At 64.3% G+C, this 20,258-nt stretch carries 18 protein-coding genes; 7 read left to right on the forward strand and 11 right to left on the reverse strand.

Annotation, left to right across the window (positions count from 1 at the left end; genetic code table 11):
• Positions 1 to 195 precede the first annotated feature (195 nt).
• The 3 genes from F3J19_RS01900 to F3J19_RS01910 form a co-directional block, all read right to left on the reverse strand.
• The gene (locus F3J19_RS01900) at positions 196 to 1,206 is read right to left on the reverse strand and encodes a hypothetical protein (protein WP_167036791.1); all 1,011 of its coding nucleotides are present in this window, start codon (positions 1,204 to 1,206) and stop codon (positions 196 to 198) included.
• Positions 1,207 to 1,812: 606 nt separating this feature from the next.
• Entirely contained in the window at positions 1,813 to 2,571 is a 759-nt protein-coding gene (locus F3J19_RS01905) for an SDR family oxidoreductase (protein ID WP_167036793.1), read from the reverse strand.
• Between the two features lie 123 nt (positions 2,572 to 2,694).
• Positions 2,695 to 4,134 (reverse strand): aldehyde dehydrogenase family protein, encoded by a 1,440-nt coding sequence (locus tag F3J19_RS01910; RefSeq protein WP_167036796.1) that lies wholly within the window; start codon positions 4,132 to 4,134, stop codon positions 2,695 to 2,697.
• A gap of 275 nt (positions 4,135 to 4,409) precedes the next feature.
• On the opposite strand from F3J19_RS01910, the gene ppa reads away from it, so the two are divergent.
• Complete coding sequence (gene ppa, locus F3J19_RS01915) at positions 4,410 to 4,937, forward strand: inorganic diphosphatase (RefSeq protein WP_167036799.1); 528 nt, start codon at positions 4,410 to 4,412, stop codon at positions 4,935 to 4,937.
• A gap of 259 nt (positions 4,938 to 5,196) precedes the next feature.
• Positions 5,197 to 7,293 carry an FUSC family protein gene (locus F3J19_RS01920; RefSeq protein ID WP_167036802.1) on the forward strand — a complete coding sequence of 699 codons (2,097 nt, stop codon included), beginning with the start codon at positions 5,197 to 5,199 and terminating at the stop codon, positions 7,291 to 7,293.
• A gap of 204 nt (positions 7,294 to 7,497) precedes the next feature.
• Here the strand turns inward: F3J19_RS01920 and F3J19_RS01925 are convergent, their stop codons facing one another.
• Positions 7,498 to 7,815 carry a GIY-YIG nuclease family protein gene (locus F3J19_RS01925; protein ID WP_167036805.1) on the reverse strand — a complete coding sequence of 106 codons (318 nt, stop codon included), beginning with the start codon at positions 7,813 to 7,815 and terminating at the stop codon, positions 7,498 to 7,500.
• 10 nt (positions 7,816 to 7,825) lie between these two features.
• Positions 7,826 to 8,995: a GNAT family N-acetyltransferase gene (locus F3J19_RS01930; protein WP_167036808.1), complete on the reverse strand. Its 1,170-nt coding sequence runs from the start codon at positions 8,993 to 8,995 to the stop codon at positions 7,826 to 7,828.
• Between the two features lie 140 nt (positions 8,996 to 9,135).
• On the opposite strand from F3J19_RS01930, the gene F3J19_RS01935 reads away from it, so the two are divergent.
• Entirely contained in the window at positions 9,136 to 10,824 is a 1,689-nt protein-coding gene (locus F3J19_RS01935; RefSeq protein WP_167036811.1) for an NAD+ synthase, read from the forward strand.
• 66 nt (positions 10,825 to 10,890) lie between these two features.
• Positions 10,891 to 11,229 carry a P-II family nitrogen regulator gene (gene glnK, locus F3J19_RS01940; RefSeq protein ID WP_006048444.1) on the forward strand — a complete coding sequence of 113 codons (339 nt, stop codon included), beginning with the start codon at positions 10,891 to 10,893 and terminating at the stop codon, positions 11,227 to 11,229.
• Between the two features lie 294 nt (positions 11,230 to 11,523).
• Here the strand turns inward: glnK and F3J19_RS01945 are convergent, their stop codons facing one another.
• The 4 genes from F3J19_RS01945 to hisQ all read right to left on the reverse strand — a co-directional run bounded on the left by F3J19_RS01945 (position 11,524) and on the right by hisQ (position 15,531).
• Complete coding sequence (locus F3J19_RS01945) at positions 11,524 to 12,678, reverse strand: porin (protein ID WP_167036814.1); 1,155 nt, start codon at positions 12,676 to 12,678, stop codon at positions 11,524 to 11,526.
• A gap of 610 nt (positions 12,679 to 13,288) precedes the next feature.
• On the reverse strand, positions 13,289 to 14,068 hold the full coding sequence (locus F3J19_RS01950; protein WP_167036815.1) for an ATP-binding cassette domain-containing protein: 780 nt from the start codon (positions 14,066 to 14,068) through the stop codon (positions 13,289 to 13,291).
• A 63-nt stretch (positions 14,069 to 14,131) separates the two neighbouring features.
• A complete protein-coding gene (locus F3J19_RS01955; protein WP_167036818.1) occupies positions 14,132 to 14,845 on the reverse strand; it encodes an ABC transporter permease in 714 nt (237 codons plus the stop codon).
• A complete protein-coding gene (gene hisQ / locus F3J19_RS01960) occupies positions 14,842 to 15,531 on the reverse strand; it encodes a histidine ABC transporter permease HisQ (RefSeq protein ID WP_167036821.1) in 690 nt (229 codons plus the stop codon). The genes F3J19_RS01955 and hisQ overlap by 4 nt, the downstream gene beginning before the upstream one ends.
• A 632-nt stretch (positions 15,532 to 16,163) precedes the next feature.
• Here hisQ and F3J19_RS01965 point away from each other — a divergent pair.
• The gene (locus tag F3J19_RS01965; protein WP_167036824.1) at positions 16,164 to 16,874 is read left to right on the forward strand and encodes a pirin family protein; all 711 of its coding nucleotides are present in this window, start codon (positions 16,164 to 16,166) and stop codon (positions 16,872 to 16,874) included.
• A 144-nt stretch (positions 16,875 to 17,018) separates the two neighbouring features.
• On the opposite strand, the gene F3J19_RS01970 is transcribed toward F3J19_RS01965, so the two are convergent.
• Positions 17,019 to 17,561 (reverse strand): periplasmic heavy metal sensor, encoded by a 543-nt coding sequence (locus F3J19_RS01970; protein WP_167036827.1) that lies wholly within the window; start codon positions 17,559 to 17,561, stop codon positions 17,019 to 17,021.
• 220 nt (positions 17,562 to 17,781) lie between these two features.
• Between F3J19_RS01970 and F3J19_RS01975 the strand changes: the two genes are divergently transcribed.
• Both F3J19_RS01975 and F3J19_RS01980 read left to right on the forward strand, forming a co-directional pair.
• Complete coding sequence (locus F3J19_RS01975) at positions 17,782 to 18,507, forward strand: response regulator (RefSeq protein ID WP_167036830.1); 726 nt, start codon at positions 17,782 to 17,784, stop codon at positions 18,505 to 18,507.
• A complete protein-coding gene (locus F3J19_RS01980; RefSeq protein WP_167036833.1) occupies positions 18,491 to 19,807 on the forward strand; it encodes an ATP-binding protein in 1,317 nt (438 codons plus the stop codon). The genes F3J19_RS01975 and F3J19_RS01980 overlap by 17 nt, the downstream gene beginning before the upstream one ends.
• A gap of 105 nt (positions 19,808 to 19,912) precedes the next feature.
• On the opposite strand, the gene F3J19_RS01985 is transcribed toward F3J19_RS01980, so the two are convergent.
• Positions 19,913 to 20,179, reverse strand: a complete 267-nt coding sequence (locus F3J19_RS01985; protein WP_167036835.1) for a hypothetical protein — start codon at positions 20,177 to 20,179, stop codon at positions 19,913 to 19,915.
• Between the last annotated feature and the right edge of the window lie 79 nt (positions 20,180 to 20,258).

The following is a 20,258-nucleotide window of genomic DNA, read 5'->3' on the forward strand; positions in this document are numbered from 1 at the left end:
CGGCTGTCGATCGATTCTAGTCGCGCACGGCGATTTGCATGACGAATCGATATGAGGGAAAACACTGACTGCGCGCAGAATCTGATGAGGGCGGCGCAAATTTTCGGGCGCCCGCCGCACCATGCCTGTGAGACCGCCGGCTTCGAGCAGGCGGCAATCCGGCTCGCTTGCCGAGGGCATGGCATGGTTGAGCGGCTAGTACCGCTTGTCCGATTCCCCTATGGACAGCGAAGATTGTCGGGTGCTCGGAATGCTAAGACTGCCCCTCGGAGTCCAGGTCTGCTTGAGGTTGACGCCGTTCTTTTTATATTCGTTCGCGAGTTCGGTGTGATCCCTGACGATCTTCCACCCTGTGTTTGCAACATACATGGCTACCGGAAAGCTCGGGGCGGCAACATGCTGATTCAGGACACTCGTCGGTTCCTCGTTCAGCATGAAAGCGACATAGTTGACCTGAGGGCCGTGCTGCACGAGTCTCCTGTTCCTGTCGCCGGCAGGACGCCGATCCGGGTCGACCGTGCTGATCGCGGCGTTTATCGCGTCAATTATTGCGGTCTCCTCCGTGCTGCCCGAAGGAACCGTGCTGCGTCTCCCCGTCAGTGAAAACATATCGTGGAGATCGTAGTCTCCAGTCAGCGGCAGCGTCTTCCAATCTCTCACATCCTTGAGCGGCTGAAGGGACGCTTTCAACGATTCCAGATCTTTCAGGTCAATGGGAAGGGCCCGATTGGTGCCCGCGTAACCGAGTCTATCGATAAGTTCTTCCTCTGCCGGAACGTCCGACACATCCAGTCGTGCCACGCCCTGTCCCATATGCAACATGCCGGACCTGTCCGGGTACAGGGTAGTCACGTAACCGGTAATGTCGGCCGCTTCGGCAGTTTTCCAAACGCTTTTGGCCGTTGTCGGCGAATAGAGCGCGTCTACCGTAGCTGGCTTGAGCGTCTTCTCCAGCGTATCGTGTCCTTTTGCTTCGGCACCTTCGCCGATTCGTTTAAGCGTGTGTTCTCCGGCAACACGGAAACTACATCCCGCATTCATCGTCTCCAGCGCTATTGAGATGGCGCGCACATGTTTTGCCGCGAGGAATCCTTCTCTGACGACCGCCTGTTCGGTACTCTCCAGGTCCTTGAAGGTTAACCCGACCGCCTCGTTTTTAATTCGCTGCACCAGGGCTCTTATCCGGTCTCTATTGGCCGGAGCCACGGGTCCGCTCAAGGACGATCGACGCGAATCGGTACTGTTCGTGGCGACGGAAAGCGACGGGCGTGGCTTGAGAGCCGAACGTAGCGGGTGCTGCTCCGGGGCGGGCGGAGCAGGCTCAGGCGCCTCCTTCGTGGCCACCCCGAACGTGTACGAATTCAGTTGTGCGTAGAGGTTGTCAGTCGACGAAACTCCTGACGATGACATATCGGGTGTCCTTTCGAATGGAACATGTCAGCAATCTGTTTTGATGACATCTTCAGTGTTGTCCCGAATCGTGTTTGCCTTCGGCCTTCAGTCGGCTGTGCTGGAAACATGGACTCGGCTCGCATAGGTCTCGTCTTCGAGTTACACACAACTCGTGTCGCCACCGATGATCCACATTCCCAGCCAGCACAACCGTGCATTGCCGTGTCGCTTCGATTGTGGTTCTTTTCACGCAAGTGGACCGATGCATAGCGCAACTTATGCTCAGTTAACGAAGGTGTCCCGGGAATGGCGCGACGGAGTGGCTTTGCAGCGGACATGATCGAATTCGGGCCGCATCCCGTTCATAAGCACACCGCGCGCAATGATGCTCAGGCCTTCGAGCGCCGCCGCTTCACTTTTCTAAACGCACCTTCCACCATCCACTTCGAGACACACGCCGGTGACGAACTCCGCGTCATCCGAAGCGAGATAGAGCGCCGCGTTGGCGATATCCTGCGGCGTCGAGAAGCGGCCGAGCGGAATGCCGGCGAGAAAGCGCTGGCGATTCTGCGGCGTATCTTCGACACCCATGAATTCGGAGAGCAGCGCCGTTTCGCCGATCACCGGATTCACGCAGTTCACGCGAATGCGCTCGGGTCCGAGTTCGACCGCGAGCGACTTGCTCGCGATAATCACCGCGCCCTTGCTGCCGTTGTACCAGACGAGCCCCGGGCGCGGCCGCACGCCCGCCGTCGATGCGATATTGACGAAGCTGCCGCCGCCTTGCTCGCGGAAATACGGCACGAACTCCTGCACGCTCCAGTAGATGCTCTTCACGTTCACCGCGTAGACGCGGTCGAATTCGGCCTCGGTTACTTCGAGCACCGGCTTGTTGCGATGCGTGGTGCCCGCGTTGTTGACGACGATCTGCACGCTGCCGAAGTCTTCGATTGCCGCCTCGCGCAGCGTGCGCCAGTCGTCGCGCAGCGCGACGTTGCCGGGCACCGCGATCGCCTTGCCGCCCGCAAGCGCGATCTCGCTCGCGACGCGCTCCGCGGCTGGCCCGTTCAGATCGTTGACCACGACGTTCGCGCCTTCGCGCGCGAAGGTCTTCGCGATGCCTTCGCCGAAACCCGAACCGCCGCCCGTGACGATGGCCGTTTTACCTGTCAAACGCATGATGTCTCCGTTGCTGGTTGTGAGGGATAGCAATGCGTCGTCGCGCCGAAGCCGCTGGCCGCGTCAATCACGAGCCGCCAAACGAGAGCTACGAGCCACGGGCCACGAGCGGCGAGCCGCGGCCTAACCATGCCGGATCGCAATCGTCTTCAACACCGTGAACCCATACAGCGCCTCGAAGCCTTTCTCGCGGCCGTGCCCCGAATGCTTGACGCCGCCGAACGGCAATTCGACGCCGCCGCCCGCGCCATAGTTGTTGATGAACACCTGCCCCGAGCGCACGCGTCGCGCGAGCCGCATCTGGCGCGCGCCGTCGCGTGTCCAGATACCGGCGACGAGCCCGTATTGCGTGCCGTTCGCGAGCGCGAGCGCTTCGTCTTCGTCGCGGAACGACATGGCGGCGAGCACCGGGCCGAACACTTCGTCGCGTGCGAGGCGGTGGCTCGCGGGCACGTCGCGCAGCAAGGTCGGCGCCTGGTAGAAGCCGCTCTCGGGCGCTTCGGGAATCACTTCGCCGTGCGCGGCCATCGCAATGCCGTCGTGCTGCGCATCGGAGAGAAAGTCCCACACGCGCTGCTGCTGTTTCGCGCTGATGAGCGGCCCGCAGTCGAGGTCCGCTTGCGAAGGGCCGACGCGCAGCGCCTGGAATGCGCTGCCGAGCCGTTCGAGCAAGGGCTCGTAAATGGCCTCGTCGATCAGCACGCGGCTGCCCGCCGAGCAGGTTTGCCCGGCGTTCTGCACGATCGCCGAGACGAGCACGGGCAGCGCGGCCTCGAGATCGGCGTCGGCGAAGACGATTTGCGGCGACTTGCCGCCGAGTTCGAGCGTGACGGGCACGTGGTTTTCGGCGGCCATCTGCGTGACGAGCTTGCCGGTTTCGGGCGAGCCCGTGAACGACACGTGATCGATGCCCGGATGGCGCGCGAGCGCGGCGCCGGCCTCGTGCCCGTAGCCGGTCACGATATTGAGCGCGCCTGACGGCAGGCCGGCTTCGGCGGCCAGTTCGGCGACGCGGAGCACGGAAAGGCACGCGTCCTCGGCCGGCTTGACGACGCAGGCGTTGCCGGTCGCAAGCGCCGCGCCGACGCTGCGCCCGAAAATCTGCATTGGATAATTCCACGGCACGATATGGCCCGTCACGCCGTGCGGCTCGCGGATCGTCAGCACCGTGTAGCCGGCCTGGTAGGGCAGCGTTTCGCCGTGCAGCTTGTCGGCGGCGCCGGCGTAGAACTCGAAATAGCGCACGAGCGCGGCGGCATCGGCGCGCGCCTGCCTGAGCGGCTTGCCGGTGTCGCGCGCTTCGAGCTGCGCGAGGTCTTCCTGGCGCGCGGCCGTGAGCAGCGACAGCCGGTACAGCACGCGGCCGCGCTCGGCGGCGCTTGCGGCGCCCCATGCGCCCTCGAAGGCGCGCCGCGCCGCGTGCACGGCGCTGTCGATGTCGGCCGCGGTGCCGCGCGCGAGGCGCGTGAACGGCTGGCCGTCCGAGGGATCGAGCACGGCGATCGTGTCGCCGCCGGACGCGGCGCACCACTCGCCGCCGATGAAATGCCGGGCTTCTTCCATGCAGGCTCCTTGACGGTGACGCGCAGCCGTCGTGCGGCGGCGCGAGGTTCGAAGGGGAGACACCAAACCGGAAACACGAGCGAGAGTCGCGAGACGATTATCGCGCCGATCGAACGGGAGAGGCCATTGGCCGATTGGCTATAATGGCGCATTCCGCATTGTCCGGTGCACGGTGCCGCTATCGGGGCGAGAGGGCGGGCAATCCGCACGCCTACCCTCGATCCCGGGCACACCGTACGCCGCATTCCGACTTCCATCCCCTTCAGAGAGCGCTCATGAGCTTCAATCACGTTCCCGCAGGCAAAGACCTTCCGCACGATTTCAACGTCATCATCGAAATCCCGGCGCAAAGCGACCCGGTGAAGTACGAAGCCGACAAGGATCTGGGCCTGCTCGTCGTCGACCGTTTCATCGGCACCGGCATGCGCTATCCGGCCAACTACGGCTTCATTCCGCAAACGCTGTCGGGCGACGGCGACCCGGTCGACGTGCTGGTCATCACGCCGTTCCCGCTGCTGGCCGGTTCCGTCGTGCGCGCCCGCGCGCTCGGCATGCTGCAGATGACTGACGAATCGGGCGTGGACGCGAAGCTGATCGCCGTGCCGCACGACAAGATCTGCCCGATGACGGCGAGCCTCAAGACCGTCGACGACGTGCCGGCTTACCTGAAAGACCAGATCAAGCACTTCTTCGAACAGTACAAGGCGCTCGAAAAGGGCAAGTGGGTCAAGGTCGAAGGCTGGGCGGGCGTCGACGCCGCGCACAAGGAAATCAGCGAAGGCATCGCGAACTACACGAAGTAAGCGCGCGGCGGGGCATCCCGCTCGCCGCAGGCAGGACGCAAACCGCGCGAGTCCGTGAGGGCCGCGCGGTTTTTTCATGGCGTTTGCGCTGCATTCGGCTACCGTGCAAATACGACGGTGCTCGATACGCATAACCTCGATGCATCGCCGGAATGAAGCAAACGCATTGTTATAGTTAGGTGTAAACCCTTATCATTCGACACACCTTTCATGCGCGCGCCGCCTCGTATCGCGCGCCTTCTCGGGAACCGCCATCCGGATGACGAACCGCAGCAAATCCCACTCGAACTCGCCGCGCTGGTCGACCCGGCTGCACGCGGTCGTCACCGCGATCTACCGCAAGCGGCCGGTCTGGATGGTGTCGTTCGCGGCGAGCGAGGCGAGTCTGTCCGAGGGTTTGCGGGCCGCGTGCGCTTCGACGGCGATGCTCGCGCTCGGCAACGTGCTGCACGATCCGATCTTCGCGTGGGCCGCGATCGGCGCCTTCTGGACCTGCCTCGCCGATGCGGGCGGCTCGAACCGCGCGCGCTTCGCCTCGATGATGGGCTTCGCGTTGCTGTCGACGCTGTGCGGCGGCATGACCGCGTTCGCGTCTGGCATGGGGACCGCGTTCGCCGCGCTCGCGATGCTCGCGTTCACGACGCTCGGCGCGTTCGGCCGCATCTGGGGCGCGGCCACCTCGCAGGTGACGATCCTCGCGGCGACCGCCTGCGTCGTGATGGTCGACCGGCCGATGCACGACGCGCGCGCCGGGCTCGCGTTTCTCGGCGTCTACGTGGTCGGCTGTCTGTTCGCGGTCGTGCTGAGTCTGACGGTGTGGCGCATTCATCCGTTCGGCGCGAGCCGCGCGTCGCTGCGCGCGGTGTATCTGCGGCTCGCCGACGTCGCCTTCGACAGCGCGCGTCTCGTCGGCCAGCGTGCCGCGCCAGGCGAATGGGCCATGCACGCCGCGCGCTTTCGCGCCGACGCGCGCGCGGCGCTCGAACGTTCGCGCGATGCGCTCGCGAATTTGCCCGCCTCGCGCACGGGCGGCGCCGTCACCTACGACACGCTGCTCGGTCTGCTGACCGACGGCGAGGCGCTGTTCGCGTATCTGATCGCGGTGTCGGGCGCGAGCGAGAAAGTGCCCGACGACCTGCGCCGCACGCAGCGCGCGGCGCGGCTGCTGAATACGATCGGCGAGGTGCTGCGAGATATCGGCGTGGCGGCCGGCGACGCGCGCTGGGAGCGTCTCGCCGATCAGCAACGGCGCTTGCGGCGTCTCGCGAGCCGGCTCGAAGGCGCGTTGCTCGAACCGGTCAAGCTGCAATCGGGCTTCGAGCTCGTCGATTTCGCGCCGCGCGAGCCGCATACCGAACGCTGGAGCGAATGCGCGATGCGGCTCGCCGCGCGCGCCGGGGCGACGCTGAAGGCGAACCTGTCGTGGCAGTCGGTCGGCCTGCGCCATGCGGCGCGCGTCGGCGTGACGACCACCGCGGGCTTTCTCGTGATCCGCGCGCTCGGCTTGCCGTTCGGCTACTGGGCGACGATGGCGACGCTCCTGATCCTGCAGCCGTCGATTGCCGCGACGTGGCCGCGCAGCATCGAGCGCGCGGCGGGCAGCATCGTCGGCGGCGTGCTAGCGGCGGCGATCGGCTATGCGATTCATTCGCCGCTCGGCATTTCGCTCGCGGTGTTTCCGCTCGTGATGGCGACGATGGCGCTGCGGCCCGTCAGCTACAGCCTGTTCGTGCTGTTCCTGACGCCGGCCTTCGTGCTCGTCGCCGACTTCGCGACGCCGGGCGCCAACGAGTTCGTGTTCGCGCTGACGCGGCTCGGCAACAACGTGCTCGGCTGCGTGCTCGCATTGCTCGCGACGTTCCTGTTATGGCCGACGCGCGAGAAGCTCGACCTGCGCGTCTATCTCGGCAACGCCGTGCGCGCGAATCTCGCGTATCTGCGCGCGTCGCTCGAAACGCCGTGGCGCCGCGACAAGGACATGGAGCGTCTGCGCCGCGCGGCGGGTCTCACCAGCAACAACGCAGAAGAGGCGCTCGGCCGCGTGCGCCTCGAAAAACTCGAAGACTCGATGGCCGATACGGTGACGCTGACGATGCTGAGCCTGTTGCGCCGGATGGCCGGCACCGCGACGCAGTTGCGCCTGAGCGCGAACCGGCGCGCCATGCCTGCTGAACTCGGCGCCTGGGTCGCGGCGCTGAGCGAGGCGATCGAGGCCGCCCTGAATCGCACGCTGCAGCCCGTGCGGCTCGACTTGCCCGAGCGCGAGCGGCTGACCTCGCTCGAAGCGGATGCGGTTGGTGAACTGGCGCGCGTGCATCGTCTGTTGACGGAGAAGATGCGTGAGGCGAGGGGGTAGGCCGAGGCGGGGTGTGCTTGCCGCTTGCCGCCGGCTGCGCGGCAGCACGGTGCGGGATTGGCGGGGCGCAGTTATCGGGACGAAGTCAGCGGACCGAAGTCAGCGGGCCGAAGTCAGCGCTACGAAGCAAGCGGCACGAAGTGATCGCGACACAAACGGAGCCGCGCCGAACTCCGAGCCTCGGGTTTCAGGCTTCAAGCCGCATCAAACCACCTCGCCGTCATCCCCCGTTTCAGCCTCGGCAACCGGCGCCGTCGGCACTACCGATTCAAGCGTCCTCAACCCCGCCGCCAGCGCGCGCTTCTCGGGCGGCGCGAGCCGCTTGACCCAATACTCGGCGCGCGATGCGCTCGATCGATCCGCGAGTTCGAACGACGCCAGCACGCGCACCGGCTTGCGCGAACGCGTATAGCGCGCGCCCATGCCGCTCATGTGCTTGTCGAAGCGCGCGGCGACATCGGTCGCGATGCCGGTATAGACGCTGCCGTCCGAGCATTCGAGCAGATAGAGAAACCACGCCATAAACGCGCCGTCAGCCTTTGAACGGATTGTGTTCGCGCAGCTCGTCCACATAAGCGTGGATGCTGTTCTTTTCGTTGTCGAGGAAATGGCCGACCGCGTCCGCGAAGGCCGGATGCGCGAGCCAGTGCGCCGAGCGCGTGACCGTCGGCAGAAAGCCGCGCGCCATCTTGTGCTCGCCCTGCGCGCCGCCTTCGAACGCGCCGAGCTTTGCCTCGATGCAGAATTCGAGCGGCTGGTAGTACGCGGTTTCGAAGTGCAGGCACGGCACGTGTTCGAGCGCGCCCCAGTAGCGGCCATAGAGCGTGCCGCCGGTTTGCGCGTCGCGCTGATAGACGACGAGCGAGCTCGCAATCGGCTTGCCCTCGTATTCGGCGATCACGAGCAGCAGGTTTTCCGGCATCGACGCGCCGATCATGCGGAAGAAGTCGAGGTTCAGATACGGACTCGAAAAGTGCTCGCGATAGGTTTGCCGATAGCACTTGCTGAAGAAGCGCCAGTCGGCATCCTGAATGTCTTCGCCGCGAATGCGCCGCATGGTGATGCCGGCGTCGTGTACCTTGCGGCGCTCGGCGCGGATGTTCTTGCGCTTCTTCTGTTCGAGCGTCGAGAGGAAATCGTCGAAGTCGCGATAGCCGTCGTTGAGCCAGTGAAACTGCACGCCTTCGCGTTGCATCATGCCGAGTTCTTCGAGCGCGGCGGCTTCGGTTTGCGTCGGAAACAGCACATGCAGCGAGGACACCTCGGCCTGCTCGGCGAACGCCAGCAGCGTGGCCGCGAGATGGCGCAGCGCGTGTTCGTCGGCCGCTAGCAAACGGTTGCCCTGCACCGGCGTGAACGGCACCGCACACAGGAGCTTCGGGTAATACGGCAGGCCGTTGCGTTTATAGGCGTCGGCCCAGGCCCAGTCGAACACGTACTCGCCGTACGAGTGACCCTTCAGATAGACCGGCGCGGCCGCCGCGAGCTTGCCCGTGCGCGTGTCGGTGAGCGTGACGAATTGCGGCGCCCAGCCGGTGTCGGGCACCGCGCATTGCGTCGCGCTGAGCGCGCTCAGAAACTCGTGCCGCAGAAACGGCGTGGGCTGCGGCTGTTGCGCGAGAAGGGCGTTCCATTCGGCGGCGTCCACCTCGGAGGGCGATGCCAGAATGCCCGTGCGATAATCGATGCGTTGCTGGTTCAATCTGCGTGACTGTTTGCAATGAACGTGCGCTGCCGTGAAGATGCGCGGGCCACGCCGTTCGTTTATCCGGTTGTCCAATTCCGCCGAGCCATCGAGCCGCGGTACCCGCGAGCCGTAATGGCTTGCCTGTCGATCCTGCCATGAAGACCCGAATCGCTCTTGCTCAAATCAATGTCACCGTCGGCGACTTCGCCGGCAACGTCGCGAAGATCGTCGCCGCCGCGCGCGCCGCGCACAACGATGGTGCGAAGCTGCTGGTTGCGCCTGAACTTGCGCTGTCGGGTTATCCGCCCGAAGACCTGCTGCTGCGTCCCGCGTTCTATACCGCGAGCGCCGCGGCATTGGCCGATCTCGCCGCGCAGCTGAAGCCGTTCACGGGGCTGCATGTGATCGTCGGGCATCCGCTGCGGGATCGGGCGCACGGCCATGGTAATGCAAACGCGCCGATCGAGCGCGGCGTGCCACCCGTCGATACGTTCAACGCGGCCTCGCTGATCGTCGACGGCGAAGTGAAGGGCACCTATCGCAAGCAGGATCTGCCGAACACCGAGGTGTTCGACGAGAAGCGCTACTTCGCCTCGGACCCGCAGCCGTTCGTGTTCGAACTCGAGGGCGTGAAGTATGGCGTGGTGATCTGCGAGGATGCATGGCATGCGTCGGCCGCGCAGATGGCGAAGGCCGCCGGCGCGCAGGTGCTGCTGATTCCGAACGGCTCGCCGTATCACCTGAACAAGGAAGCCGTGCGCTTCGACATTCTGCGCGCGCGGATTCGCGAGACCGGCATACCGATGGTCTACGTGAACATGGTCGGCGGCCAGGACGAACTCGTGTTCGACGGCGGTTCGTTCGTGCTCGACGCGCAGGGCGAACTGGTCGCGAAGCTCGCGCAGTTCGAGGAAGCCACGGCGCTCGTCGAGTTCGACGGTGCCACGCCGGTGCCGGCCGCGATCGCGCCGGAGCAGTCGCTCGAAGCGCAGGTGTACGCGGCGCTCGTGATGGGCGTGCGCGACTATATCGGCAAGAACGGGTTTCCGGGGGCGCTGATCGGGTTGTCGGGCGGCGTCGATTCGGCGCTCGTGCTGGCCGTCGCCTGCGATGCGCTCGGTGCCGACAAGGTGCGCGCCGTGATGATGCCGTCGCGCTACACGGCCGACATCTCCACCACCGATGCCGCCGAGATGGCGCGTCGAGTCGGCGTGCGCTACGACGAGATCGCCATCGCGCCGATGTTCGACGCGTTCCGCGGTTCGCTCGCCGAAGAATTCGCGGGCCGCGCCGAAGACGCGACCGAGGAGAACATCCAGGCGCGCATTCGCGGCACGCTCTTGATGGCGTTGTCGAACAAGTTCGGCTCGATCGTGCTGACCACCGGCAACAAGAGCGAGATGGCGGTCGGCTACTGCACGCTGTATGGCGACATGGCCGGCGGCTTCGCGGTCATCAAGGACATCGCGAAGACGCTCGTGTACCGGCTGTGCCACTATCGCAACGCGGCCACCACGTTCGCGACGCGCGACGTGATTCCCGAACGCATCCTGACGCGCGCGCCGTCGGCGGAACTGCGCGAGAACCAGACCGACCAGGACAGCCTGCCCGAATACGACGTGCTCGACGCGATCATGCGCATGTACATGGAAGAGGACCGCTCGCTCGCGGAGATCATCGCGGCGGGCTATGCGGCCGACGACGTGAAGCGCGTCACGCGGCTCATCAAGATCAACGAGTACAAGCGGCGTCAGGCGCCGATCGGCATTCGCGTCACGCATCGCGCGTTCGGCCGCGACTGGCGTTATCCGATCACGTCGCGCTATATCGAGCCGGTGGCGTGACGCGCGGCGTAGAATAAAAATCACCCATTTCCCTTTCACTTTCCCTATCACGAGACGAGGTTCGCCATGAAGCGCATCACCGCAGTCATCAAACCGTTCAAACTCGACGAAGTGCGCGAGGCGCTCGCAGAAGTCGGCCTCACCGGCCTGACCGTGACCGAAGTCAAGGGCTTCGGCCGTCAGAAAGGGCATACCGAGCTCTATCGTGGTGCGGAGTATGTGGTCGACTTTCTGCCGAAGGTGAAGATCGAAGTCGTCGTCGCGGACAACCAGTGCGATCAGGTGATCGATGCGATCATCGGCGCGGCGCGTACCGGCAAGATCGGCGACGGCAAGATTTTCGTCGCGGACGTCGAGCGCGTGATCCGTATCCGCACCGGCGAAGAGAACGAAGCGGCGGTGTAAGAGGGCAGTTTCACGGGCCGCCTGCGAGGTTCAAGGCCCACTTTCAAGGCCTGTTCACGCTGCATGTCCCGGCTGTCCTGCGCGGCTGCGTTGCGTGCATGACGAGCAAGCCGGCAAGCCGTGGACACCCCACGGACTCGCCAGGCCGAAAAACTCGTCTCCAATAAAAAACGGTGCAATACCCTTGCGGGCATTGCACCGATACGCGCCTCTCGCAGCAGCGTGAAAAAGATTCTCTTGGAGAAACCTGTATTTGACGCCCCGAGGGTTGTCCCCTCGGGGCACACCGTTCGCTTAGAACGAGTGCTGGATGCCTGCGTACACGCCGGTTTGCGCGTGGCCCGGCAGCGGGTTATCCGTTCCGGCCGAGGTGCCCGCGTTGTTCGCGTTCAGGCCGAAGTTGGCGTTGCTGCTGTTGCGTACCGTTGCAACCTGCAGGTCGAGCAGCGTGCGCTTGGACAGGTTATACGAACCGCCGACCGTGTAGATCGTCGCATTGCCCGCGCCATTGTTGCCGTTCACGTGGTAGACCGCTGCGATCAGCGCAGCAGCCGGCGTGGCTTGCCACGTCACACCGCCCCATTCGTGATTGAGCGTGGTCGGCTGGCCATACGCGACGCCGGTCGCGCCGGCGGAGCGCACAGCCTGGTAAGCAGCCTGAATCTTGAACTGGCCGAGGAACACGTTCACGAGCGCCGAATATTCGCGCGATGCCGAGAATACGCCATTGCCCGTGTTAGCCGAATTGATGCCGTTGTTGGCGACCGCACCGCCCCACAGGCCGCCATTCGTCGGGTTGCGGATTTCGTCGTAGAGGCCGCGGACCTGGAACAGCGAGTTCGTGTAGGTGACCTGAGCGCCTGCTTCACGGCCTTGCGGCGTCGTGCCGTTGCCGTTCCAGCTCGTCGCGTTCGACAGGGCGTACTGACCATAGAAATCGAAGCCGGCGATCTTCGGCGACTGGTAGGCGACGTTATTGCTCGACTGCGGCCAGTTGCGGCTACGCACGAGCGATGCCGATGACCAGTTCGATTGACCGAACGGGTCGAAGTCCCACACGCCGTTCGAGATGAAGAGCATGCGGCCCATCGTGAACGTACCGTACTGGTCGTTCGACAGACCCACCGTTGCCCAGCGATTGAAGAGGCCGCCGTTGCCCGGACCCGCGCCCGTCATCGTGTTGAACGAGCCCTCCAGCTGGAACAGCACCTTGTTGCCGCCACCGATGTCTTCGACACCCTTCAAGCCCCACAGGCTGGTACCCCAGTCGCCGCTCTCGGCCTTGAAGCGGTTGCCGCTGCCGGTGGCCGCGCCGTTGGCGGGACCGGTCGGCACGCCCGACATGTACTCGAGGCCCGCATCGAGGCGGCCGTACAGCGTGACGCTGCTCTGAGCGTGTGCGACAACGCCGGCCGACATCAGCGCCGCGGCGAGCAAAGCTTTCTTCATCTTCTCCTCCATACCCTGTCAAAAAATGAAACCCAGTACTGCGAGTGGTGTTCGGACGCGATCTGCACCGAACAGAAAGCGGTACCAGGGGAGATGGCGGGCGGATAGGGTCTCCTGCCGTGACGCGTAGCCTGGGGCTATCTGTGCGTCATGCCGATCCCTCGCCGACCGGTTCTCCTCTGTGTTTTGAAGTGAAACTACTTTTAATCAACTTTGTTTTGCTACTTTGGTTACTAATTTATCAAAAATAACTTTGGCTGGGAGAAGAAATTGGCGCCGTGCTCCGGCTGTGTCGCCAAATTGCAATACGAATGTGCGCCACGTCTCTCCGGTGCCGCTCGGGAAAACGCGCAAAGCCTTGTCTTACAAGGGACTCACGATTAGCCTGGGGTCGTATTAAGGATTGCCACTATTGACGCCCGGAAAGTGGCAGGTTAAGGCAAAAAAGCAACGCTTAGCGTTGTTTGGACGAGGTTTTTGGTGCTCCGAACGGTCGCCGGCGAACAGAAACGGGCAATAAAAAAGGCGCTCGTAAGCGCCTTGTAAAACTACTTCGACTACACATCACGGCATCGGTGCGATGCGGGATGCGTATCGGACTGCATCCGGTTTATTTGAGGCTGCCGGAAAGGAACTGCCTGAGGCGCTCGCTCTTCGTATTCTTGAACACTTCGTCAGGGTGGCCTTCTTCTTCGACGCGGCCCTGATGCAGGAACATCACGTGATTCGACACGTTGCGCGCGAAACCCATTTCGTGGGTCACGACGATCATCGTGCGGCCTTCCTCGGCGAGCTTCTGCATGACCTTCAGCACTTCGCCGACGAGTTCGGGATCGAGCGCCGAAGTCGGTTCGTCGAACAGCATCACGTCGGGATGCATCGCCAGGGCGCGCGCAATCGCGACACGCTGCTGCTGGCCGCCCGACAGGTGCGACGGATACTGCTTTTCGAGACGCGGCGCGAGACCGACCTTCTCGAGATATTCGCGCGCGCGGTCCTCGGCTTCCTTGCGTTTCAGGCCGAGCACATGCACGGGTGCCTCGATGATGTTCTCGAGCACGTTCATGTGCGACCACAGGTTGAAGTGCTGGAACACCATCGCGAGTTTCGTGCGCACGCGCTGCAACTGCTTCGGGTCCGACACGCGCAACGCACCGTCCCTGGCCGTTTGCGTGCGCACTTCCTCGCCGTCGACGACGATGCGCCCGGCGTTCGGCTGTTCGAGAAAGTTGATGCAGCGGAGCATCGTGCTCTTGCCCGAGCCGGACGAACCGATCACGCTGATCACGTCGCCGGCATCGGCCTTCAGCGACACGCCCTTGAGGACTTCGTTGTCGCCGTACTTTTTGTGAAGCTCGTCGACGAAGAGCTTCTGCTTCTTGGTGTTCATCAGGATCCTTGACGAGCTTGCCTGCCCACGGACGCGGTCTCTAACCGCGATGTCCAACGTTACTTACTTGCCTTGCGGCCGCAGGTAAGCGAGCCAGCGGCGTTCGGCGCGGCGGAACAGCCACACGAGCGCGAAAGAGATGCACAGGTACAGCAGCGCGGCGATACCGAACGCGTTGAACGACTGATAGGTCGCCGAGTTCACGTCGCGCGCGATCTTGAGAATGTCCGGCACGGTCGCCGTGAAGGCGACCGTGGTGGCATGCAGCATCAGGATCACTTCGTTGCTGTAGTAGGGCAGCGCGCGGCGCAGCGCCGAGGGCAGAATCACGCGCCGGTACAGCGTGAACGACGACATGCCGTAGGCGCGCGCCGCTTCGATCTCGCCGTACGGCGTCGCCTTGATCGCGCCCGCGAAAATCTCGGTGGTGTACGCGCAGGTGTTCAGCGTGAACGCGAGCAGCGTGCAATGCATGCCGTCGCGGAAAAACGCGTTGGTCAGCTCGTTGTTGCGGATGATGTCGAGACTGTAGAGACCGGTGTAGCAGAGCAGCAGCTGCACGTAGAGCGGTGTGCCGCGGAAGATGTACGTATACAGCCACACCATGCCGGAGAGCCATTTCTTCTTCGACACGCGCGCGACCGCGAGCGGCACCGACAGGCAGAAGCCGAGGCCGATCGACACCACCAGCAGCCACAACGTGATCGCGACGCCGGTGAAGCGATAGCCGTCGGTGAACAGATAGTTGCGCCAGTATTCCTGAATGATCTCGATCATAGATCCGCCTTTCGCACGCCGGTCGAGTAACGCTTTTCGAGGTACATCAGCACGAAGTTCGACACGGTGGTGATGACGAGATAGATCGCCCCGGCGAGCAGGGTGAAGAAGAAGAACCGCAGCGTGCCCTTGCCGGCGTCCTGCGAGGCCTTGACGACGTCGGCGAGACCGATGATCGACACGAGCGCGGTCGCCTTCACCATGACCTGCCAGTTGTTGCCGATGCCGGGCAGCGCGAAGCGCATCATCTGCGGGAACATCACGCGCGAGAACACCTGCCAGTTCGTCATGCCGTAGGCCGCGCCCGCTTCGAGCTGGCCGCGCGGCACGGCGAGGAACGCGCCGCGGAACGTCTCGGTGAAGTACGCGCCGTAGATGAAGCCGAGCACCGCGACGCCGGCCACGAACGGATCGATGTCGATCTCGTCCCAGCCGAGCGCGTCGGTGAGGTTGTTCAGCCAGATCTGGATGCTGTAGAACAGCAGCAGCATCAGCACGAGATCGGGCACGCCGCGCACGAGCGTCGTGTAGACGGTGCCGATGCCGTTGGAGAGGCGGTTTTTCGACAGTTTCGCCGCCGCGCCGAGCAGGCCCAGCACGAAGGCGAGCACGAGCGACAACACCGCCAGTTTGACGGTCTGCCAGGTGCCGCTGAGAAGCAGCGGGCCGTAGCCTTGAAGGAACATATGAAGTCCTTGACGACGCGCTTGTGACGCATCGCGAAAGACGCGGCCCGTGTTGCGCCGCGCGGGCCGCGAGCGTTCGGCTCGCCATGACGCGCGGCGCACAGCGTACCGCTGTGCAAATCATGCCGTGGGAGCGTTGGCGTTCCCGCGGCGCGCTTTTGGGACTTTCGTCTCGAATGGGTTTGAATCTACTGCCGGTTTCTGCCACTGCCGCCGTTGCTGGCGACCGGGCTCACCTTCCTTGTTGCCGACTCTAGTACGAAGCCCCGCTCACGCCCATGCGGGCGAGTCCCGAGTCTCGCGGATACTGCCTGCCGGTTCGTCTCGCGCGGTGTCGAGTGTTGTTTGCGCCGAAGTGTCCTGAAGGGCCCTGAGCGACGCATGGAACGTCCGAGCGCCTCGAAAAGGGCGGTATTTTACCCGAACAGCGCCGGGGTGCCAGTCCGGGACGTCCGTGGACCGGCACGAGCGGCGGCGGGCGTTGTGCGTGCGCGACGTTACGGCGGGTTTTGCCGCCGGCAGCGATTGCTCGCACCGGTGGAACGGTCCAGTGCATGTGCGCCGATTGTTTGGCGATCGCGTTGGCCCTACATTGTTCTCCATCAACTTGTTTCTTTACCGGGAGATTTTCCATGATCGAGATTCGCCGTTCCGAAGAACGTGGCCATGCCAACCACGGCTGGCTCGACTCCTACCACAGCTTCTCGTTTGCCGATTACCGTGATTCGCGGCACGTGCATTTCGGCCCGCTGCGCGTCATCAACGAAGACCGCATCGAGGGCGGCCAGGGCTTTGGCGCGCACGGCCACCGCGACATGGAAATCGTCACGTACGTGCTCGAGGGCGCACTGGCCCATCGCGACAGCATGGGCAACGGCTCGACGATCCGTCACGGCGACGTGCAGCGCATGAGCGCGGGCACCGGCGTGCAGCACAGCGAGTTCAACGCCTCGCGCGACGAGCAGGTGCATCTGCTGCAGATTTGGGTGCTGCCGAGCCGCGCGGGCGACCAGCCCGGCTACGAGGAAAAGCGTTTCGATGCCGACAGCAAGCGCGGCCGCCTGCGCGTGATCGCATCGCCCGACGGCCACGACGGCTCGGTGACGATCCACGCGGACGCCTCGATCTACGCGGGTCTTCTCGACGGCGCCGAGACCGCGCAGTTTGCGCTGCCGAAGGGGCGTCTCGCCTACGTGCACGTCGCGCGTGGTGCGGTGACGGTGAACGGTACGCTGCTCAAGGCGGGTGACGCCGCGAAGCTCAGCGACACCGACACGGTCACGCTCGAAAACGGCGAGGACGCGGAAGTGCTGCTGTTCGATCTGGGCCAGCTGAACGGCTGATTGCTGCCGCGCCCGCTTCGATGGTGAGGCTTTGGCGCGGCTTTAACCGCCACCAAAGAACAACGCCACGGAAGATTGCTTCCGTGGCGTTGTTTCATGCGCGAGGCGGCCTTTCGGCTGGCCCCGCGCTACCTGGCGTGACGCTTACTGACTGGCGGCCGGCGCCGACGCCGCGCCCTTCTGAGCCTTGTGATGCTGCCAGCGCTCGTGCATCTTCTCGCGGCGTTCTTCCATCCGCGCGAAGCGCTTCTTCAGCGCGGTGCTGACGGTGGTCTTCTGCTGGTCGTTCAGCGCGTTATAGAACTTGAGCCAGGTGTCGCTGGTTTGCTGGCGCAGTTGTGCGTCCTTCTGCTCGATCTGCTGGTGCGTCGCGGCCATCGCGTTCAGGTCGAGGATGGGCTGCTGCTGCGCCGCCTTGAACTGTTCGCGAGCCTGCTGGTGGTTCGCGCGCATCGCTTCGTGATTCTGCTTCATCGTATCGAGCGCGCTTTGCCACAGCTTTTCCTGATCCGCGTTCAGCTTCAGCTGGTCGTGGAGCTGGGTCAGTTCCTTCATGAAGTGGCCGTGCCAGCCGCCGGGGCCGCCGTGCGCGTGCTCCGCGGGCTGGGCGGCATAAGCGGCGCCCGCGCCGAGGGCGAGAGCGGTGGCGGCAACAGCGAGAACGCGCGACATCTTTTTGGTGGACATATAAGGCTCCTTGTAATGGAATAGCCGACGATGCAGCCGGTCATGAGGACTCGCCTGCATTCGGTAAGGCACAGCGTAGAGAACTGTGCCGGGCACTGTGTTACGTGCTCCGGTGCGGCTATTACCAGGCATTACGCGAGGCTTTCACCGTAACACCCGGTAACCCTTGACGCTGTTTGGAAAACGAAATCCCTTTCTGCTGCGCGTTAAACTTCATTCCATGGCTACTCAAATCCTGGTCGTCGACGACGACGTCGAATTGCGCGATCTTCTGCGCGACTATCTCGCCCGTCAGGGTATCGAAGTCTCGGTGCTGCACGATGCGGGCTCGCTCGAGCGCCGCCTCGAACGCGAGCGTCCCGACCTCATCGTGCTGGACCTCATGATGCCGGGCGTGGACGGGCTCACCGCGCTGCGCAAGCTGCGCGCCTCGGGCGACGATATCCCCGTCATCATGCTGACCGCGCGCGCGGACGACGTCGACCGCATCGTCGGTCTCGAACTCGGCGCGGACGACTATCTCGGCAAGCCGTTCAATCCGCGCGAACTGCTCGCGCGCGTGCAGGCGGTGCTGCGGCGCCGCCGCACGCTGCCGTCGGCGGCCGCGCCCGAGCAGCGCGAGCCGTTCAGCTTCGGCCGCTTCACGCTCGACTTCCAGTCGCGCACGCTGCATCACGAAGACAAGCCGCTCACGTTGTCGGGCAGCGAGTTCGCGCTGCTGAAGATTTTCGTCAATCATCCCATGCGCACGCTCACGCGCGAGCGCTTGCTGGAACTGCTGCATGGTCCCGAGTACGACGGCACCGACCGCGGCATCGACGTGCAGGTGTGGCGCCTGCGCCGCATTCTCGAAACCGATCCGTCCACGCCGCGCTTCATCCAGACGGTGCGTGGCCGCGGTTACGTGTTCGTGCCGGACGGCGAGCAGCATGCGTCGGCCCATTGATTCGCTGTTCGGGAGACTGGCACTGCTGGTTGTCGGCGTGCTGCTGCTGTCGCATTTTGCGTGGTACGCGCTGATACGGCTCGAACGCTCGCAGTTCCAGACGCGCTACGCGGTCGAGGAAGCGATCTTCCTCGTCGACGCGGTGCGTCAGCATGTCGCCCGTACACCGGATCAACCGTTGCCGTCGCGCGTGAAGCTCGTCGATCCGGCGAGCCCCGACGTGCCGCCGGCAAATTCCACCATGCCGGCGCCGCTCTCGCGTTTCGTCGAAGACGTGCGCGACCGCATGCCGGACGGCACCCAGGTGCGCGTGGGTCCGCCGGGCCATCCGCCCACGCTGTGGGTGCGCGAGGCGAACGATAGCAGTTGGATCGTCGTGCCCGTGCAGCCGCTGCGCATGCCGCACTCGCTCGACCGCACGGTGCTGTGGCTCGTCATGATTTTCTCGTTCGCGGTGATGGCCGCGGTGTTCGCCGCGTGGGCCTTGCAGCAGCCGCTGCGCTCGCTCGCGCAGGCGGTCACGCGCTTCGGCCGCGGCTTGCCGGTGTCGCCGGTGCCCGAGCGCGGCCCGCGCGAATTGCGGCAGCTCACGCACGGCTTCAATCAGATGGTGCAGGAAGTCGCGCGCACCGAGAACGATCGCGCGGTGATGCTGGCCGGTGTCGCGCACGATCTGAAAACGCCGCTTGCGCGCCTGCGGCTGCGTGCCGAGATGATGGACGACGCGAAGACGCGCGACGGCGTGGTGCGCGACGTCGATTCGATGACGCATATCGTCGAGCAGTTTCTCGTGTTCGCGCACGACGGCGCGGATCGCAGCGAACCCGTCGAAGTGGATGCGCAATGCGAGCGGGTCGTGCGCAGCTATCGGGCGGTGGCCTCTGGCGCGCCGACCGTGGAGACGGAACTCGCCGCGGGGCCGTCATTCCTGCTGCCGGCCGCCACGCTCGACCGGATTCTCTCGAACCTGCTCGATAACGCGCATGCCTATGGCGCGCCGCCGGTGATCGTGGCGACCGCGCGCACGGCGCAGGGCTTCACGCTATCGGTGAGCGACAGCGGCAAGGGCATTGCCGCGCAAGACATCATCAACGCGAGCCGGCCGTTCGTGCGGCTCGATCCGGCGCGCGGTGGCAACGGCCATAGCGGGCTCGGTCTCGCGATTGTCGAGCGGCTCGTGCGGCGCGCGGGCGGCGAATGGGAAATCGGCAATCACGATGGCCGTGGCTTGCGCGTGCTGATGAGCTTCTCGTTCGAGATGCTGCCGAAGGTGGCGGCAACTTCGGAGCATGCCTGGTAAATGCCACGATAAATGGCTGGGGAAGGCGAGGCACGGTGGGGGCGATGTTCGCGGCACGCGGCCTTGCGGCCACGTGACTCGCGCCTGATTGCACCCCCCGGCGTCTTAATCCGAGAACAGCGTATTGAGCGCGTTGGCCGTTTCGCTGTCCACCGTATTCCACGTGACCGATTCCGCCTCGAAGATGTAGTGCGTCGTGTATTTGCCGAGGCGCGCCAGTATTTCCTCCTGAATCAGTTCCGGCGCGACCGCCAGTTTCAGATACCACGCGGTCGACGACAGGCGCGTCTGAAACGCACCGTATTCGGCCAGCAGGTGGTCGAATGCATCAGCATCCTGATCGCGACAGACGATGACCAGATTTCCCTTCATGCGAATCTCCCGTTAGAGCAGTAGCGACAATTCCAAGATCAGGATCGATGATACCTGCTTCGCTGCGAGAGGCTCGGAG

Origin of the sequence: Burkholderia sp. Ax-1724 (genome assembly GCF_011752995.1) — a bacterium.
Classification (GTDB): domain Bacteria; phylum Pseudomonadota; class Gammaproteobacteria; order Burkholderiales; family Burkholderiaceae; genus Paraburkholderia.

What these genes read in the sequence shown, in the direction of transcription:
- F3J19_RS01905 (WP_167036793.1), bottom strand. Translation starts at nt 2,571, where the DNA reads ATGCGTTTGACAGGTAAAACGGCCATCGTCACGGGCGGCGGTTCGGGT.
- F3J19_RS01910 (WP_167036796.1), bottom strand. Translation starts at nt 4,134, where the DNA reads ATGGAAGAAGCCCGGCATTTCATCGGCGGCGAGTGGTGCGCCGCGTCC.
- ppa (WP_167036799.1), top strand. Translation starts at nt 4,410, where the DNA reads ATGAGCTTCAATCACGTTCCCGCAGGCAAAGACCTTCCGCACGATTTC.
- F3J19_RS01920 (WP_167036802.1), top strand. Translation starts at nt 5,197, where the DNA reads ATGACGAACCGCAGCAAATCCCACTCGAACTCGCCGCGCTGGTCGACC.
- F3J19_RS01925 (WP_167036805.1), bottom strand. Translation starts at nt 7,815, where the DNA reads ATGGCGTGGTTTCTCTATCTGCTCGAATGCTCGGACGGCAGCGTCTAT.
- F3J19_RS01935 (WP_167036811.1), top strand. Translation starts at nt 9,136, where the DNA reads ATGAAGACCCGAATCGCTCTTGCTCAAATCAATGTCACCGTCGGCGAC.
- glnK (WP_006048444.1), top strand. Translation starts at nt 10,891, where the DNA reads ATGAAGCGCATCACCGCAGTCATCAAACCGTTCAAACTCGACGAAGTG.
- F3J19_RS01945 (WP_167036814.1), bottom strand. Translation starts at nt 12,678, where the DNA reads ATGAAGAAAGCTTTGCTCGCCGCGGCGCTGATGTCGGCCGGCGTTGTC.
- F3J19_RS01950 (WP_167036815.1), bottom strand. Translation starts at nt 14,068, where the DNA reads ATGAACACCAAGAAGCAGAAGCTCTTCGTCGACGAGCTTCACAAAAAG.
- F3J19_RS01955 (WP_167036818.1), bottom strand. Translation starts at nt 14,845, where the DNA reads ATGATCGAGATCATTCAGGAATACTGGCGCAACTATCTGTTCACCGAC.
- hisQ (WP_167036821.1), bottom strand. Translation starts at nt 15,531, where the DNA reads ATGTTCCTTCAAGGCTACGGCCCGCTGCTTCTCAGCGGCACCTGGCAG.
- F3J19_RS01965 (WP_167036824.1), top strand. Translation starts at nt 16,164, where the DNA reads ATGATCGAGATTCGCCGTTCCGAAGAACGTGGCCATGCCAACCACGGC.
- F3J19_RS01970 (WP_167036827.1), bottom strand. Translation starts at nt 17,561, where the DNA reads ATGTCCACCAAAAAGATGTCGCGCGTTCTCGCTGTTGCCGCCACCGCT.
- F3J19_RS01975 (WP_167036830.1), top strand. Translation starts at nt 17,782, where the DNA reads ATGGCTACTCAAATCCTGGTCGTCGACGACGACGTCGAATTGCGCGAT.
- F3J19_RS01980 (WP_167036833.1), top strand. Translation starts at nt 18,491, where the DNA reads ATGCGTCGGCCCATTGATTCGCTGTTCGGGAGACTGGCACTGCTGGTT.
- F3J19_RS01985 (WP_167036835.1), bottom strand. Translation starts at nt 20,179, where the DNA reads ATGAAGGGAAATCTGGTCATCGTCTGTCGCGATCAGGATGCTGATGCA.